Genomic DNA, 14537 nt, shown 5'->3' with positions numbered 1-14537 from the left:
ACACCGGCGGAGTTCCGCGTGAGATTGCACACTCCCACCTCTCACCCGGTATTCTCCGCCCGACGTCTTGGACCTGTAACCGGCCCCTCGGCGGCCATGAATTCGCCAGTCACGCAGGAGGAATGGTGCTGACCGCGTTCACCAGGGCTTTCCGTACCCCTGACCTGCGTAAAAAGCTGTTGTTCACGTTGTTCATCATCTTGGTGTTCCGGCTGGGGTCGATCATCCCGACGCCGAACGTGAACGTCGAGGTGTTGAAGAAGACGGCGGACGACGCCAAGGATGCCAACAACCTCTACGGCCTTGTCGACCTGTTCAGCGGTGGTGCGCTGCTGAAGCTGTCGATCTTTGCGCTGGGCATCATGCCGTACATCACGGCGAGCATCATCCTGCAGTTGCTGACGGTGGTGATCCCGCGGCTGGAGGCCCTGAAGAAGGAGGGCCAGGCCGGCACGACGAAGATCACCCAGTACACCCGCTACCTGACGGTCGGGCTGGCGATCCTCCAGGCGACCGGCATCGTCGCGATGGCGAGCACCGGGCAGCTGTTCTCCGGCATCTCCGGCAGCGACGACATCCTGTACGAGACCGGCCTGTTCCCGATCATCACGATGGTCATCTGCATGGTGGCCGGCACCGCGACGATCATGTGGCTGGGCGAGCTGATCACCGACCGCGGCGTCGGCAACGGCATGTCGTTGCTGATCTTCACGCAGGTCGTCGCGGTCTTCCCCGCCCAGTTCTGGAGCATCTACAAGTCGAAGAACGGCTTCGTCTTCGCGGTCGTGCTGCTCGTCGGCCTCGCGATCATGGCGGGTGTCGTGTTCGTCGAGCAGGCCCAGCGGCGCATCCCCGTGCAGTACGCCAAGCGCATGGTGGGCCGCCGCATGTACGGCGGGACGTCCACCTACATCCCGCTGAAGGTGAACCAGGCCGGCATCATCCCGATCATCTTCGCGTCGTCGCTGCTCTACCTGCCCGTCCTCGCGACGCAGTTGTGGCCCAACACGAAGTGGCTGCAGAAGGTCCAGCCCTACCTGCAGCAGGACAACCCGTGGCACATGGCGATCTTCTTCGTCTTCATCATCTTCTTCACCTACTTCTACGTGGCGATCACGTTCAACCCCACTGAAGTGGCCGACAACATGAAGAAGTATGGTGGATTCATCCCAGGTATCCGTCCTGGTCGGCCGACCGCCGAATACCTCGACTTCGTGCTGACTCGGATCACCACACCCGGTGCGCTCTACCTGGGGCTCGTTTCGCTGATCCCCATGGTGGCGTTCGCACTCCTGGACGCCACTCAGGACTTCCCCTTCGGCGGGGCGAGCATCCTCATCATCGTCGGCGTCGGACTGGATACCGTGAAGCAGATCGAGAGTCAGCTCCAGCAACGCAACTACGAGGGCTTCCTTCGGTAGATGCGTATCGTCCTGGTGGGCCCCCCGGGTGCGGGCAAGGGGACGCAGGCCCAGTTCATCGCATCGCATCTGTCCATCCCGAAGATCTCGACAGGTGACATCTTCCGCGCCAACGTGAGCGGTGGTACCGAGCTCGGCCGGCAGGCCAAGCAGTACATGGACCGTGGCGATCTGGTGCCCGACGAGGTCACGATCGCGATGGTGCGCGACCGGCTCGCCGAGGACGACGCCCGCGACGGGTTCCTGCTGGACGGGTTCCCGCGCAACGTCCCGCAGGCGGAGACGCTGAAGAAGATCCTCGCCGAGTGGGACGCCAAGCTCGACATGGTGCTCGAGCTCGTCGTCGACGAAGACGAGGTCGTCCGGCGGCTCTCCGGCCGCCGGACCTGCGACAAGTGCGGCCGCATCTGGCACGTCGACTTCGACGACAAGCAGGACGACATCTGCGACGACTGCGGCGGCCACCTCTTCCAGCGCGACGACGACAAGGAAGAGGTCGTCATGCATCGCCTGGAGGTCTACAAGCACGACACGGCCCCGCTCGTGCAGTTCTACGCCGACGAGCACATCCTCGTCGGCATCGACGCGACGGGCCCGGTCGAAGAGGTCACCAAGCGCGCCCTGACCGCGCTGCGCCCCCTGGAGAAGTAGGGGGCGCCAGGCCCGCCGGAGCGGTGTCAGGCAAGCCAGCGAAATGACGGTGAGGACGCGGGGACCCGGAACGGGCCCCGCGTCCGCCCGCGTTCAGGGGGAGAGATGATCAAACGGCGCAGGCCCGGAATCCAGATGAAGACCGCCGAGCAGATCGAGCTGATGCGCGCGGCCGGGCTCCTGGTCGGCCGGACGCTGGAGCTGCTCCGCGACGCCGTGAAACCCGGGATCACCACCCTGGAGCTGGACGAGCTCGCCGAGCGGCACATCCGCGACAACGGCGGCGTCCCGTCGTTCAAGGGCTACCACGGCTTCACCGGGACGATCTGCGCGTCCGTCAACGAGGAGATCGTGCACGGCATCCCGCGGGCCGGGAAGATCCTCGCGGACGGCGATGTCATCTCCATCGACTGCGGCGCGATCGTCGAGGGCTGGCACGGCGACGCGGCGATCACCGTCCCGGTGGGGGAGATCACCGCGGAGCGGCGGCGGCTCCTGGAGGTCACCGAGGCGTCCCTGTGGCACGGTCTGGCGGCCGGGAGGGCCGGGGCCAGGCTCTCGGACATCTCGCACGCGATCGAGGCTCACATCCGCTCTCAGGGCGCCTACGGCATCGTCGAGGGGTACGGCGGGCACGGCATCGGGACCGAGATGCACATGGACCCGCTCATCCCGAACCACGGGCCGCCCGGGCACGGGCCCGTGCTGGAGCCCGGGATGTGCTTCGCGGTCGAGCCGATGGTGAACCTCGGCGCCAAGGACACCGTGGAGCTGGACGACGGCTGGACGGTCGTCACCGTCGACGGCCGCTCGTCGGCGCACTTCGAGCACACGTTCGCGGTCACCGCCGACGGCCCGCGCGTCCTGACCGCGCTGGACGAGGGCGAAGAATGGCTCACCAAGCTCGGATTCGTCCAGAATGGAACCGAGACCTCGTCCTGACGAGCGGAGGAAACATGGCGCCGAACCCTGACCTCCGGGCCTCGGACGCCGACCGCGACCGTACGGCTGAGAGCCTTCGGGAGCACTGCGCCGAGGGCCGGATCACCATGGACGAGCTGCAGGAGCGGCTGGAAGCGGTGTACGCGGCGAAGACGCTCGGGCAGCTCCAGGAGGTCACCTCCGACCTGCCGGAGGAGGACCTCTACCAGCTTCCCGTCCCGGCGTCGCAGGCGAAGAGCACCGCGTCGCCCGCCGTCCGGAGACCGTCGGGCGAAGTCCGGCGGCTGCAGGCGATGTGGGGCGCGTGGGCGGTCGTCGGCGGGATCAACTTCGCCATCTGGCTGGTCATGGTGGTGCTGGGGGCCGGAGAGGTCTACCCGTGGTGGATCTGGGTGGCGGGCCCGTGGGGCGCGCTCCTGCTCCTGCGCACGGTCATCGGACGCGACCGGAACGGCTGACGCCTTCGCGGCGGCCCCCCGCCGCGGCCACCACCTGCCCGTTCGCTCCCGACCCCATCACTCCCTGCCCGGTCACTCCACGTCCATCAGCGGGCGGTAGTTCCCGGTCGGCGCGAAATGCGTGGTCGCCGAGCCGTCCAGGCCGATGAGGTGGATGGCGAACCCGGCGGGCTCCCCGGTGACGGCCGCGCGCCCCTGCGACGTCAGGTCCAGGAACAGCTGCCGGTAGGTGCTCGGGCACGTGGTGCTGACGGTCCCCGCCAGCGACCCGACCGACGCCCGGTGGACGTGCCCGGAGATCACCCGCACCACCTGCCGGTGCCGGGAGATCACCGACGCGAACCCGGCCGGGTCGACGAACCGCAGGTCGTCGATGAACCGCATCCCGATCCGGTACGGCGGATGGTGCGTGGCGACGACGGTCGGCGTGTCGGGGACGGCGCCGAGCGTCTCGTCGAGCCACGCGAGCCGCTCCTCGCTCATGTGCCCGTGGGCGTGCCCGTTCACGGTGGTGTCGCAGCAGACGAGCCGCACGCCGGCCACGTCCACGGCGTACTGCACGGGCGCCTGCGGGAACGTGCCCGTGCCGGTCACCTCGGGATGGTCGTCGAACACCTTCCGCAGCTCGTCGCGGTCGTCGTGGTTGCCGCACATCGGGTAGACGGCCATCGGCAGCGGCGACAGCAGCGCCCGCAGCCGGGCGTATTCGGCGTGCTCACCGCCGTCGGCGAGGTCGCCGGTGATGACGACGGCGTCGGGCCGCGCGGGCAGCGAGAGCAGGCTCGACACGGCGGCCCGCAGCGCGCGCACCGGTCCCGAGCCGTCGTCCACCTCGCCGCCCCGGCCGGCCGCCAGGTGGATATCGCTCAGCTGCGCGATGATCGCCATCGATCGTCTCCCCCTTGCCCAAGCACATCACGGACCTTCGGTTCAGGCACCCCCCGGATGGCACCGGGACGATCTTCGCCCCCACCTGCCCGCACTGTCGACTCGGGGTCTCCACCGGCCGCCCGTCCGGCTCCGGGCGCCGTCACGCAGCGGCACCCCGCCCCGACCCTGGGCAAGGACGGACCGGACGTTCGTACACGCAGGACCGCAAACAGGGCTCACGCGAAGCAGAACCGGGCCCACGCAAAACAGGCTTACGCGACGTGCGGGATCACCAGCGAGAGGGCCGAGGTGACCTCTTCGGCGGCGGGCGCCACGTCGGGGACGACGTCGCGCAGCGCGAGCCAGCCGTTGATCGCCTGGACGGTCGGCTTGGCCTCCACGAGCTGCGGGTCGTCCAGCCCGTAGTAGGCGGCCACCTTGGACCAGCGCCACAGCCGGTGCCCGGCCGTCGACATCTCCGAGGAGGGGAAGCCGACCGCGCCGCGGGTACCGGTGATCGCGTGCCGGACCGAGTCGAGCGACCGCCCGACCCGCTCGGCGATGTCGCGGATCGTCAGCAGGGGGTCGGCCTCGACCTGCTGGACGTGCACGCCGGGCGCGCTGACCTCGACGTGCTCCACCACCTCCATGATCGCCGCGGCGAGGGTGGGGCCGGGCCAGGAGCAGGACGCGTTGCCCGGACGGTCGGCATGCTGCGGCTCGCTGATGATCGACACGGTGACGGCGCCGTAGGTGCGGCCGAACAGCGGGTCCAGCTCGTCCTCGTAGAGGGGACGGCTCAGGATCAGCGCGAAGTCATAGCTCGGCATGCTGATCCTCCTCGAACGTATCTCTCCTGAAAGGTACAACGCGCACGCGATGTATGCTTGAGTCGGGAGGAGTCTCCGCGCCCGTGTCTTGTGCTGATTTCGCATTGGACGGCCGGTTGACGTACACTCCCTAGTCGGTCCGTCGCCGACCGCTCTTGTTCCCCTTCCTGACGCTTCTCGCGTCGCGGTGTGGACTGCGGTCGATTCTCCTCCGGGAGCCGGGCCGAGTCCAATGAGCCGATCAGCGAAGCGCGGAGGACATGCCCAAGAAAGAAGGGGCCATCGAGATCGAGGGCACCGTCATCGAGTCCCTCCCGAACGCCATGTTCCGGGTGGAGCTCGACAACGGGCACAAGGTGCTCGCCCACATCAGCGGCAAGATGCGGATGCACTACATCCGGATCCTGCCGGACGACCGCGTCGTTGTGGAGCTGAGCCCCTACGACCTCACGCGCGGTCGGATCGTCTACCGCTACAAGTAGTCCCACTGGGGTTGCCTTCCCCGTGCGTGGCGGCGCGGGGGTGACCCTGATCTCTAGGAGACCCAGTGAAGGTCAAGCCGAGCGTCAAGAAGATCTGCAAGAACTGCCGCATCATCCGGCGGCACGGCCGGGTCATGGTCATCTGCTCTGACCCGCGCCACAAGCAGCGCCAGGGCTGACACGGGCCCGCAAGGGCCGGTAGAGACCGAGCGCCGCACAACAGCAAGCGCATCGCAACCTTCACATAGGCCGCCGTACGACCCGTCGAAAGATCGGTTCGTGCGGCACCGCCGTGTGAGGACCACCCCCGGATCGTCGGAGGCCGGGGCCGCCACCCGGGCAGGGTGTTCGCGGAAGCGACGCGTCCATACCTCCGCGTAACGAAAGGGAACTGCCCACATGGCACGCCTCCTCGGCGTCGACCTCCCGCGCGAAAAGCGCCTGGAGGTCGCTCTCACCTACATCTTCGGCATCGGCCGGACGCGCGCGCTCGAAACCCTCGCGGGCACCGAGATCAGTGGCGACATGCGGGTGCACCAGCTCGGCGACGACGAGATGGTGAAGCTCCGCGACTGGATCGAGGCGAACTACAAGATCGAGGGTGATCTTCGCCGCGAGGTCCAGGCGGACATTCGCCGCAAGATCGAGATCGGGTGCTACCAGGGCATCCGGCACCGCCGCGGGCTCCCCGTGCACGGTCAGCGCACGCAGACCAACGCACGCACCCGCAAGGGCAAGAAGAAGACCGTGGCCGGCAAGAAGAAGGCCGGCAAGAAGTAGTCCGGAGTCGGTCCTCCGGATCGATGACCTCAAGAGTAGAGAGAGCAGATGCCTCCTAAAAGCCGTGTCGGCGCGAAGAAGGTGCGCCGCAAGGAAAAGAAGAACGTCGCTCACGGGCACGCCCACATCAAGAGCACGTTCAACAACACGATCGTCTCGATCACCGACCCCAACGGCAACGTGATCTCCTGGGCCTCGTCCGGGCACGTCGGCTTCAAGGGCTCCCGCAAGTCCACGCCGTTCGCCGCGCAGCAGGCCGCCGAGGCCGCCGCCCGGCGCGCGATGGAGCACGGGATGCGCAAGGTCGACGTCTTCGTGAAGGGCCCGGGCTCGGGCCGCGAGACCGCCATCCGGTCGCTGCAGGCGACCGGCCTGGAGGTGGGCTCGATCCAGGACGTCACGCCCGTTCCGCACAACGGCTGCCGCCCGCCGAAGCGTCGCCGGGTCTGAGGCAGGGGAGATCTAGAACAATGGCTCGTTACACCGGTGCGGACTGCAAGCTCTGCCGCCGCGAGAAGATGAAGCTGTTCCTCAAGGGCAGCAAGTGCGAGGGCCCCAAGTGCCCGATCGAGATCCGTCCCTACCCGCCGGGTGAGCACGGACGCGGCCGGCCGAAGGAGACCGAGTACCTGCTGCAGCTTCGCGAGAAGCAGAAGGCGCGGCGCATCTACGGCGTGCTGGAGCGGCAGTTCCACAACTACTACGTCGAGGCGAACCGCCAGCAGGGCAAGACGGGCGAGAACATGCTCGCCCTCCTGGAGCGCCGCCTCGACAACGTGGTCTACCGCGCGGGCTTCGCCAAGTCCCGCGACATGGCCCGTCAGCTCATCCGCCACGGCCACATCAGGGTCAACGGCAAGAAGGTCAACATCCCGTCGGCGCTGGTGACCGAGGCCGACATCGTTGACGTCAAGCCGAAGTCCCTGGAGATGACGCCGTTCCAGGTCGCCAAGGCCGAGGTCGGCGACCGTCCCGTCCCGGCGTGGCTCGGGGTGGACGGCGAGAAGATGCGGGTCTTCGTCCACTCGATGCCGGTCCGCCAGCAGATCGACGCTCCCATCCAGGAGCAGCTCATCGTCGAGTACTACTCGAAGTAAGAGATCCACCTCGCCGGGATTCCGCGGGTTTCCCGTGGGATCCCGGCGAATCGGGGAACAGTCACAGACGCGGTAGTCAAATAGCGGGCACCGCGGAAAGAAGGCACCATGCTCATCGCTCAGCGTCCGACTCTCACAGAAGAGCAGGTCGACGAGTACCGGTCGCGGTTCACCATCGAGCCGCTGGAGCCGGGCTTCGGCTACACGATCGGCAACTCGCTGCGTCGTACCCTGCTCTCGTCGATCCCCGGTGCGGCCGTCACCAGCATCCGCATCGAGGGCGTCCTCCACGAGTTCTCCACCGTTCCGGGGGTGAAGGAGGACGTCACCGACATCATCCTGAACCTCAAGGAGCTCGTCGTCTCCTCCGAGCACGACGAGCCCGTGGTCATGTACCTGCGCAAGCAGGGCCCGGGCGAGGTCACCGCGGCCGACATCGCGCCGCCCGCGGGCGTCGAGGTCCACAACCCCGACCTGCACATCGCCACCCTGAACAACAAGGCCAAGCTGGAGATGGAGCTGACGGTCGAGCGCGGCCGCGGCTACGTCTCCGCCGCGCAGAACAAGCAGCCGGGCCAGGAGATCGGCCGGATCCCGATCGACTCCATCTACTCGCCCGTGCTGAAGGTCACCTACAAGGTCGAGGCGACCCGAGTCGAGCAGCGCACCGACTTCGACCGCCTCATCCTCGACGTGGAGACCAAGCAGGCGATGCTGCCGCGCGACGCGGTCGCCTCCGCCGGCAAGACCCTCGTCGAGCTGTTCGGGCTGGCCCGGGAGCTCAACGTCGAGGCCGAGGGCATCGACATGGGCCCGTCCCCGACGGACGCGGCGCTCGCCGCCGACCTGGCCCTGCCGATCGAGGAGCTGAACCTCACGGTCCGCTCCTACAACTGCCTGAAGCGCGAGGGCATCCACTCGGTGGGCGAGCTCGTCGCCCGCTCCGAGCAGGACCTCCTCGACATAAGGAACTTCGGCGCCAAGTCGATCGAAGAGGTCAAGCAGAAGCTCAACGACATGGGCCTGTCGCTGAAGGACTCCCCGCCCGGGTTCGACCCGAGCGCGGCGGCCGACAGCTACAGCGACGACGACCAGAGCTACGCCGAGACCGAGCAGTACTAGAAACCAGATCCGCGACGGCCGGGGGCGCGTTCCCCGGCCGTCCGCGGACCAGCTGACACCGGTACCTGACACGGCCGGTGCAGGAAGGAAGCACCATGCCCAAGCCCACCAAGGGCGCCCGCCTCGGCGGCAGCCCCGCGCACCAGCGCCTCATCCTCGCGAACCTGGCGACGGCGCTGTTCGAGCACGGCCGCATCACCACCACCGAGGCCAAGGCTCGCCGGCTCCGCCCGCTGGCCGAGAAGCTGATCACCAAGGCGAAGAAGGGCGACCTGCACAACAGGCGCCTGGTCGCCAGGACGATCCGCGACAAGTCGGTCATCCACGAGCTCTTCACCGAGATCGCGCCGCGCTTCGAGACCCGTCCCGGCGGCTACACCCGGATCACCAAGATCGGCCCCCGTAAGGGCGACAACGCGCCGATGGCCGTGATCGAGCTGGTCCAGGAGCAGATGCCGTCCGTCACGACCACCAAGTCCGCGCCCGCCGCCAAGGCCGCGCCGGCGAAGGCGGCCGAGGACGAGGCCCCCGCCAAGGACGAGACCGAGGTCGAGGACACCAAGGCCGAGGACACCAAGGCCGAGGCCGACGACAACGAGGGCGACGCCAAGTAAGACGCCGATTGCCAAGGGTGCTCCCCGCGCACGCGGGGATGATCCCCATCACGTCTGCCTAGACCCTTAGTGGATTAGGTGCTCCCCGCGCACGCGGGGTAGATCCACTCCCTTGGCAATTGCGTGGATGGTTTCGGCCGACATGATGACATGGCCCGCCGCTTCCCCTCCGGGACGGCGGGCCCTGTCTTTGCCAGACTTGATCGCATGGTCACGTCAGGGGGGCGAGCGTACGCGGGGGAGCGTGTCAGGGGAGTGCCCGTAGGGCGGTGCGGCTCATCGGGAGACGGGACGAGGAGTGACAGAGAAGGACAGCTCAACTGACATGACCGCTTTGGTACGACTCCGGCTCGATATCTCCTATGACGGGTCGGACTTCGCGGGCTGGGCGCGGCAGCCGAACCAGCGAACCGTCCAGGGGGTCATCGAGGACGCGCTGGCACGCATGATGCGCCTTGACCCGCCGCCCATGCTCACCGTCGCCGGCCGCACCGACGCCGGCGTCCACGCGCGGGGCCAGGTCGCGCACCTGGTGGTGCCCGTCGCCGCGTACTCGGCGATCAACGGGACGATGCCGCGCCGGCTCGCCGGGCTGCTGCCGCCCGACGTCCGGGTGTGGCGCGTGTCGATCGCGCCGGAAGGGTTCGATGCGCGCTTCTCCGCCCTGTCCCGCCGCTACGTGTACCGGGTGTGCGACAACCCGGTCGGGGTGGAGCCGTTGCGGCGCCATGACGTGCTGTGGCATCCGCGTCCGCTGAACCTGGCCCGCATGAATGATGCCGCGCGGCGGTTGCTGGGCGAGCAGGACTTTGCCGCCTACTGCCGAAGGCGGGAGGGCGCGACGACCATCCGGGAGCTGCTGCGCTACGAATGGGCCCGCGACGACCGTGACCCGCACCTGGCGCTCGCGACCGTGGAGGCGGACGCGTTCTGCCATTCGATGGTCCGCGCGCTGGTGGGCGCGCTGCTGATGGTCGGGGACGGGCGGCGCGAGGTGGAGTGGCCCGCCGAGGTGCTCGCGGCGCGCGTCCGCGACTCCGGTGTGAACGTGTCGCCCGCGCACGGACTGTCGCTGGAGGAGATCCGCTACCCGGCGGACGACAGCATGGCCAAGCGCGCGCAGGAGACGCGCCGCGTCCGGACGCTCAACGCCGTCGCGGCCGCGGAAGCCGCCCAGGCCGCCGAGGCGGAAACCGCGGGACCGGAAGGAACCGACACGTCGTCCCAGCGGGAAACGTCCTAGCGGGGTGCGGCGGGCGGGTCAGCCTCCGGTGCGGGCGACGATCGGGCGGAGGTCGTAGTCCAGGAAAAGCTGGGCGGCCTGCTTGATCGTCGGGTCGCCGGGCTTGGCCTTCTTGCCGTTCGCCCACTGCACGTAGGCGTAGGCGACGTACCGGCCGCGGACGGTCGCGGCGGCGTATCCGCCGGCCCGGTCCAGGTCCGGGGCGTTCTTGCCGCCCAAGCCGCGGAACCACTCGTACTTGGCGGGGTTCCCGGCCTTGCTGATCGCGAGCGCGGCCTCCCGCGTCGGCATCACCGCGACGCCGGAGGTGACCGCGAGCGAGCTCGCCCGGTCGATGTACGTCGCGCGGACGATCTTGCGGACCTGCTGGCGCTCCAGCGCCTTGAGCATCGCGCCCCTGGCCGCGTACGACGCCTCGAGGTTCAGGGACCAGCGCTCGCGGGTGAAGGTCCGTCCGCCGAGGTTGATGACCTCGGTGGGGAACACGTCGCGGAACGTCAGGTCCTTGGTGTCGGACTTCTCGTTCGTGATGTCCACGGGCGTGGACGGGACGGCGGGGCCGGACGGGGGCGCCGCCGGTGTGGACTGCGTCGCGGCGGGCGACTCGACCGCCTGGCCCTTCCCCTGGCCGCCGGAGCCCGGCCCGCCGATGACGAACAGGGCGGCGGTGGCGGCGAGGACCGCGGCAGCGCCGCCGCCGATCAGCAGCGGCCTGCGCCTGCCGCCGCCTCCGCCGCGCCGCGCGGGGGCTCCGGGCGGGGGCGGGGTGCCGATCGGGGCGCCGCCCTCGGCGTGGTAGACCGGCGTGATCACCTGGACCTGCTCGGTGGTCGCCGCGGCCTCACCGGCGGCGCCGGTGTGCGGGAACGGTCCGCTGCCGGTGGGCGGCTCGACGCCGGGCGGCAGGATCGCGTCCGGTACGAGGACCGGTGCGAGCGACGCCGACGTCGCGTTCTCGGCCTGCTTGGCCTTCTCGAACGCGGGATCCGGTTCGGGCGGGGCGGTGAGGGTCTCCCCGGCCTGGGCGGGCTGCTGTTCTACGGGAGCGTCCACAGCGGTCTCCTCCGGTGCGGCGCCGTCCGGACGGACGGGCGGGAAGCCGTCGGGATCGGTGTCGCCGCCGGCGGGCGGACGCTTCACGATCGGCTCGGCGGGCACGGCACGCCGGGAGTCGACGCTGGGGACGCCGACTCCGGCGACGAGCGTCCCGGGCGGGACGCCGGTGGTCTCGGACCCGGCCGGACGTTCCTCGGCGGTCACGTCGGCGGAGTCGTCGGCGGAGACGTCCGTGGAGTCGTCCGCGGCCGGGGTGTCCTCGGGAGCGTCCCCGGCCTCGGCGGCCCACCAGGGCGCCTCCAGGCCGAACGCGGGCGGCCTGAGGGAGGGGCTCGGCGTTTCCGCGACGGGGGCGTCCGCGTCGCCGAAGCTGGGCGGCACCGAACCGGCGGGGACGTCGGACGTCCCCGCCGGATCGGCGGACTCCCGGGTGTCTCTAGGTCCAGACATAGGCAGAGAGGGTATTCAAACAGGTCACTTTTGGAGGGGTTTGCCTTCGGTTTCTCTGTAGTGCAGCGCGAGAGCCAGGTTGCTGCCCTTCACCATCTGCGTGCCGAAGACACGGACGGCGGCATGGTACTTGCTGGCGATCTTCTTGCCGTCCGGCCGCTGCACCCACGTCATCACCAGGTAGTGGCCGCGCGCCTGGAACGTGCCGAGCGCCTCGCCCTTGCCGTTGCTCTTGGAGACGCCCTTGCCGGGCAGTGCCAGCAGGAAGGCGTCCTTGTCGGCGGCGGCCTTGGCGGCCAGCTCGGCCGCGGCCTGGGTCTCGAGGTTGAACACGCCGACGGTGCCGATGAGCGAGCCGGTGGTGAGCGCGTAGGTGGCACGCAGGCCCTGGGTGCAGCCGCCCTTCTTGAGGGCCTTGTCCAGCCGGTCGCCGCCGGCGATGCCGGTGCAGTTCTTGGTCGAGGCCGCGGCCGTCCGCACGTACCTGTACTTGCCGACCTTGAACTTCCCGTTGCCGAAGACCTCCTTGAGCGTCAGCGGGTTCGGGTCGGTGGTGCGGCTCTGCAGCTTCACCGGCGCGAGGACGGGCTGCGGCGGGGTCGGGGTGGCCTGCTGCGGCTGCTTGGACTCGGCGGCCTTGGGCGACGCCGGCTTGGAGTCGTCCTTCAGCGCCGACGACAGCGCGACGCCGCCGCCGATGAGGAGGAGCCCGGCGGCCACCGCGCCGCCGATGACCAGCGGCATGCCGCGGCGCCGCTCGGGCTGGTCCGGCGGGAAGGGCCGGTCTGAGGGGTCTGAGGGGAAGGACTGGTCTGGCGGGAAGGAGGGGGGTGCGTTCCCTGCGGCGGGCTCGTCGGCCCATGCGGCGGTCTGATCCGCCGCCCCGCCGTACGGTTCGCCGCCGTACGGCTCGCGACCGTGTGGCTCGTTGCCGAAGGATTCGCTGCCGTACGGCTTGCCGCCGAAAGGCTCGTTGCCGTACGGCATCGCACCTGGCCCCTCGTCGCGTGGCGCGAAGGGGGCTTCGTCGTTGTCGTGGCCGTACGGCGGCGCTTCGGCTCCGGGTCCGTACGGCGCGTGCGGCGGCTGATGATGAGGGGGCCAGCCGCCGGGCTTGCCTTGATCGCCCGGATAACCCATGGCTTGGACCTTACCGTTCCTCGTTCAGGGCTCTGGACCTACAAGACACCCACATGACATGGGGGCGAACCGGACGCCGGAGATTTCGCGAAGGTCACGGCCGGGTTCATCGCCAGCCGAAGTCCTGTGTCCACAGTGGGCCGCCGGGCCCGGACGCCTTCCCGACGCCGATGGCGCGCAGGTCGCAGTTCAGGATGTTGGCACGGTGTCCCGGGCTGTCCATCCATCCCTTCATCACGGCCGCGGCGGTCGAGTAGCCCTTCGCGATGTTCTCCGCGCCGGGGCTGGGGTAACCGGCGTCCTCCATCCGCTGCCACGGGCTGTCGCCGTTGCGCGAGGTGTGGTCGAAGTAGCGGTTGGCGGCCATGTCGGCGGAGTGCTTGCGGGCCGCGGTGACGAGCCGCTGGTCGACGTGCAGCGGCCGGCAGCCGGCCTTGGCACGCTCGGCGTTGGTGAGCGACACCACGGCGGCCTCCGCGTCGGCCGACCCGGCCGAACCGCCGGGCGCGCGGGCACCGTCGCCCGGTGTCCTGCTCCCCTCGGGCGGAGTGCCGGGCTCGGACGGCTTGTTCGGCGTGCCGCCAGGGGCGCGCATCGTCTTCAGCGGCGGTGTTGGCACGCCCGCGTTGGGGGCGGGGGCGCTCGTGGGCTTCTTGGCGCCGCCCGCGGTGCCCGGTTCGGGCTGGGGGCCTGTCGACGGGTCGCTCTGCGGCCCGGGCTCGACGATGCCGGGCGGGCGTTCCCCGGGCCCGGACGCGGTGGTCCGCTCCGAGCGCAGCTCCGGCAGCAGCAGCCGGTCGATCGCGACGCCGATGCCGAGGGCGACGGTGGACGCGGTGACGGCCACGACGATCCCGGTCGCGCTCTTGCGCCGGCGAGGCGTCCGGCCGCCTTCTTTCCCGCCCTGTGGCGGGCCGGTGCGGGGCGCGCCGCGGCGGGGGCGGCCACTGGCGACGAGCTCGTCGCCATAGGGATTGGTGCGGCGGGGGGCGGCGGCAGGGGACGCGGCGCCGGGTCGCCCGTGGTACCCGGGCTGGCGGCGTCCGGCGGGATCACCTGGTCTGCGGGGAGTGGACAGCGGGGGCTCCCGGGTGCGGGCCGGCACAAGCCGGCGTGGACCGGTCGCCCGGCACAATATCCCGCTATTCACCCCCTGTTACCAAGATAGACCAAAAAAGATCAAACGAAGTACGCAGAGTAACTTGACCGGCGCTGACCGTTCCCATTTGAACCGCTGGAACGAGCCACGGAACGGTCGCGAGGCCCCGAGGGCGCGGGCCGTTTTGACCCCTGCCCAAGGGGCCGAGTATCCTGCCTGTTTGTTGTGTGCGTCGTGCCCGCCGTCGGCGGGCTGGATGACGACGCGACGTCGGTGTGCTCC

Annotated in this window: 17 protein-coding genes; 12 read left to right on the top strand and 5 right to left on the bottom strand. The window is 69.6% G+C overall.

Translation table 11 applies throughout. The annotated features are described in order from the left end of the window. Positions 1-122: 122 nt before the first annotated feature. The 4 genes from secY to ACH34S_RS05210 all read left to right on the top strand — a co-directional run bounded on the left by secY (position 123) and on the right by ACH34S_RS05210 (position 3472). Positions 123-1421 carry a preprotein translocase subunit SecY gene (secY, locus tag ACH34S_RS05225; RefSeq protein WP_395951204.1) on the top strand — a complete coding sequence of 433 codons (1299 nt, stop codon included), beginning with the start codon at positions 123-125 and terminating at the stop codon, positions 1419-1421. Further along, the gene (locus ACH34S_RS05220) at positions 1422-2072 is read left to right on the top strand and encodes an adenylate kinase (RefSeq protein WP_395951203.1); all 651 of its coding nucleotides are present in this window, start codon (positions 1422-1424) and stop codon (positions 2070-2072) included. Between the two features lie 105 nt (positions 2073-2177). After that, on the top strand, positions 2178-3014 hold the full coding sequence (gene map / locus ACH34S_RS05215; protein WP_395951202.1) for a type I methionyl aminopeptidase: 837 nt from the start codon (positions 2178-2180) through the stop codon (positions 3012-3014). A 14-nt stretch (positions 3015-3028) separates the two neighbouring features. After that, positions 3029-3472, top strand: coding sequence for a DUF1707 domain-containing protein (locus tag ACH34S_RS05210; protein ID WP_395951201.1), 444 nt, complete (start codon positions 3029-3031; stop codon positions 3470-3472). A 72-nt stretch (positions 3473-3544) separates the two neighbouring features. On the opposite strand, the gene ACH34S_RS05205 is transcribed toward ACH34S_RS05210, so the two are convergent. Beyond that, positions 3545-4360, bottom strand: coding sequence for a phosphodiesterase (locus ACH34S_RS05205; protein WP_395951200.1), 816 nt, complete (start codon positions 4358-4360; stop codon positions 3545-3547). A gap of 254 nt (positions 4361-4614) precedes the next feature. Then, positions 4615-5172 carry a hypothetical protein gene (locus ACH34S_RS05200; protein ID WP_395951199.1) on the bottom strand — a complete coding sequence of 186 codons (558 nt, stop codon included), beginning with the start codon at positions 5170-5172 and terminating at the stop codon, positions 4615-4617. 260 nt (positions 5173-5432) lie between these two features. On the opposite strand from ACH34S_RS05200, the gene infA reads away from it, so the two are divergent. The 8 genes from infA to truA all read left to right on the top strand — a co-directional run bounded on the left by infA (position 5433) and on the right by truA (position 10510). Next, positions 5433-5654: a translation initiation factor IF-1 gene (gene infA / locus ACH34S_RS05195; protein ID WP_018657567.1), complete on the top strand. Its 222-nt coding sequence runs from the start codon at positions 5433-5435 to the stop codon at positions 5652-5654. A 65-nt stretch (positions 5655-5719) separates the two neighbouring features. Beyond that, positions 5720-5833 (top strand): 50S ribosomal protein L36, encoded by a 114-nt coding sequence (gene rpmJ, locus ACH34S_RS05190; RefSeq protein ID WP_131963138.1) that lies wholly within the window; start codon positions 5720-5722, stop codon positions 5831-5833. Positions 5834-6053: 220 nt separating this feature from the next. Next, positions 6054-6434 (top strand): 30S ribosomal protein S13, encoded by a 381-nt coding sequence (rpsM, locus tag ACH34S_RS05185; protein ID WP_395951198.1) that lies wholly within the window; start codon positions 6054-6056, stop codon positions 6432-6434. Between the two features lie 48 nt (positions 6435-6482). Continuing rightward, the gene (rpsK, locus tag ACH34S_RS05180) at positions 6483-6884 is read left to right on the top strand and encodes a 30S ribosomal protein S11 (RefSeq protein WP_021596710.1); all 402 of its coding nucleotides are present in this window, start codon (positions 6483-6485) and stop codon (positions 6882-6884) included. 20 nt (positions 6885-6904) lie between these two features. Beyond that, complete coding sequence (gene rpsD, locus ACH34S_RS05175) at positions 6905-7531, top strand: 30S ribosomal protein S4 (protein ID WP_395951197.1); 627 nt, start codon at positions 6905-6907, stop codon at positions 7529-7531. Positions 7532-7639: 108 nt separating this feature from the next. Further along, on the top strand, positions 7640-8653 hold the full coding sequence (locus ACH34S_RS05170) for a DNA-directed RNA polymerase subunit alpha (protein ID WP_131963133.1): 1014 nt from the start codon (positions 7640-7642) through the stop codon (positions 8651-8653). Positions 8654-8748: 95 nt separating this feature from the next. Further along, positions 8749-9267 carry a 50S ribosomal protein L17 gene (rplQ, locus tag ACH34S_RS05165; RefSeq protein WP_395951196.1) on the top strand — a complete coding sequence of 173 codons (519 nt, stop codon included), beginning with the start codon at positions 8749-8751 and terminating at the stop codon, positions 9265-9267. 325 nt (positions 9268-9592) lie between these two features. Further along, positions 9593-10510 carry a tRNA pseudouridine(38-40) synthase TruA gene (gene truA, locus ACH34S_RS05160; protein WP_395951195.1) on the top strand — a complete coding sequence of 306 codons (918 nt, stop codon included), beginning with the start codon at positions 9593-9595 and terminating at the stop codon, positions 10508-10510. Positions 10511-10528: 18 nt separating this feature from the next. On the opposite strand, the gene ACH34S_RS05155 is transcribed toward truA, so the two are convergent. The 3 genes from ACH34S_RS05155 to ACH34S_RS05145 form a co-directional block, all read right to left on the bottom strand. After that, a complete protein-coding gene (locus ACH34S_RS05155) occupies positions 10529-12016 on the bottom strand; it encodes a hypothetical protein (RefSeq protein ID WP_395951194.1) in 1488 nt (495 codons plus the stop codon). Positions 12017-12040: 24 nt separating this feature from the next. After that, the gene (locus ACH34S_RS05150; protein WP_395951193.1) at positions 12041-13156 is read right to left on the bottom strand and encodes a hypothetical protein; all 1116 of its coding nucleotides are present in this window, start codon (positions 13154-13156) and stop codon (positions 12041-12043) included. A 106-nt stretch (positions 13157-13262) separates the two neighbouring features. Continuing rightward, positions 13263-14261, bottom strand: coding sequence for a CAP domain-containing protein (locus ACH34S_RS05145; RefSeq protein ID WP_395951192.1), 999 nt, complete (start codon positions 14259-14261; stop codon positions 13263-13265). Positions 14262-14537 lie beyond the last annotated feature (276 nt).

The organism is Actinomadura sp. 3N508 (assembly GCF_044326375.1).
In the GTDB taxonomy this organism is placed as follows: Bacteria; Actinomycetota; Actinomycetes; order Streptosporangiales; family Streptosporangiaceae; genus Spirillospora.
The sequence above is the reverse complement of the archived record's forward strand: the minus strand, read 5'-3'. Positions and strand labels throughout refer to the sequence as shown.

Bases quoted from the DNA above. Each gene is read 5' to 3' on its own strand.
- secY (WP_395951204.1), top strand. From the start codon at position 123: ATGGTGCTGACCGCGTTCACCAGGGCTTTCCGTACCCCTGACCTGCGT.
- ACH34S_RS05220 (WP_395951203.1), top strand. From the start codon at position 1,422: ATGCGTATCGTCCTGGTGGGCCCCCCGGGTGCGGGCAAGGGGACGCAG.
- map (WP_395951202.1), top strand. From the start codon at position 2,178: ATGATCAAACGGCGCAGGCCCGGAATCCAGATGAAGACCGCCGAGCAG.
- ACH34S_RS05210 (WP_395951201.1), top strand. From the start codon at position 3,029: ATGGCGCCGAACCCTGACCTCCGGGCCTCGGACGCCGACCGCGACCGT.
- ACH34S_RS05205 (WP_395951200.1), bottom strand. From the start codon at position 4,360: ATGGCGATCATCGCGCAGCTGAGCGATATCCACCTGGCGGCCGGCCGG.
- ACH34S_RS05200 (WP_395951199.1), bottom strand. From the start codon at position 5,172: ATGCCGAGCTATGACTTCGCGCTGATCCTGAGCCGTCCCCTCTACGAG.
- infA (WP_018657567.1), top strand. From the start codon at position 5,433: ATGCCCAAGAAAGAAGGGGCCATCGAGATCGAGGGCACCGTCATCGAG.
- rpsM (WP_395951198.1), top strand. From the start codon at position 6,054: ATGGCACGCCTCCTCGGCGTCGACCTCCCGCGCGAAAAGCGCCTGGAG.
- rpsK (WP_021596710.1), top strand. From the start codon at position 6,483: ATGCCTCCTAAAAGCCGTGTCGGCGCGAAGAAGGTGCGCCGCAAGGAA.
- rpsD (WP_395951197.1), top strand. From the start codon at position 6,905: ATGGCTCGTTACACCGGTGCGGACTGCAAGCTCTGCCGCCGCGAGAAG.
- ACH34S_RS05170 (WP_131963133.1), top strand. From the start codon at position 7,640: ATGCTCATCGCTCAGCGTCCGACTCTCACAGAAGAGCAGGTCGACGAG.
- rplQ (WP_395951196.1), top strand. From the start codon at position 8,749: ATGCCCAAGCCCACCAAGGGCGCCCGCCTCGGCGGCAGCCCCGCGCAC.
- truA (WP_395951195.1), top strand. From the start codon at position 9,593: ATGACCGCTTTGGTACGACTCCGGCTCGATATCTCCTATGACGGGTCG.
- ACH34S_RS05155 (WP_395951194.1), bottom strand. From the start codon at position 12,016: ATGTCTGGACCTAGAGACACCCGGGAGTCCGCCGATCCGGCGGGGACG.
- ACH34S_RS05150 (WP_395951193.1), bottom strand. From the start codon at position 13,156: ATGGGTTATCCGGGCGATCAAGGCAAGCCCGGCGGCTGGCCCCCTCAT.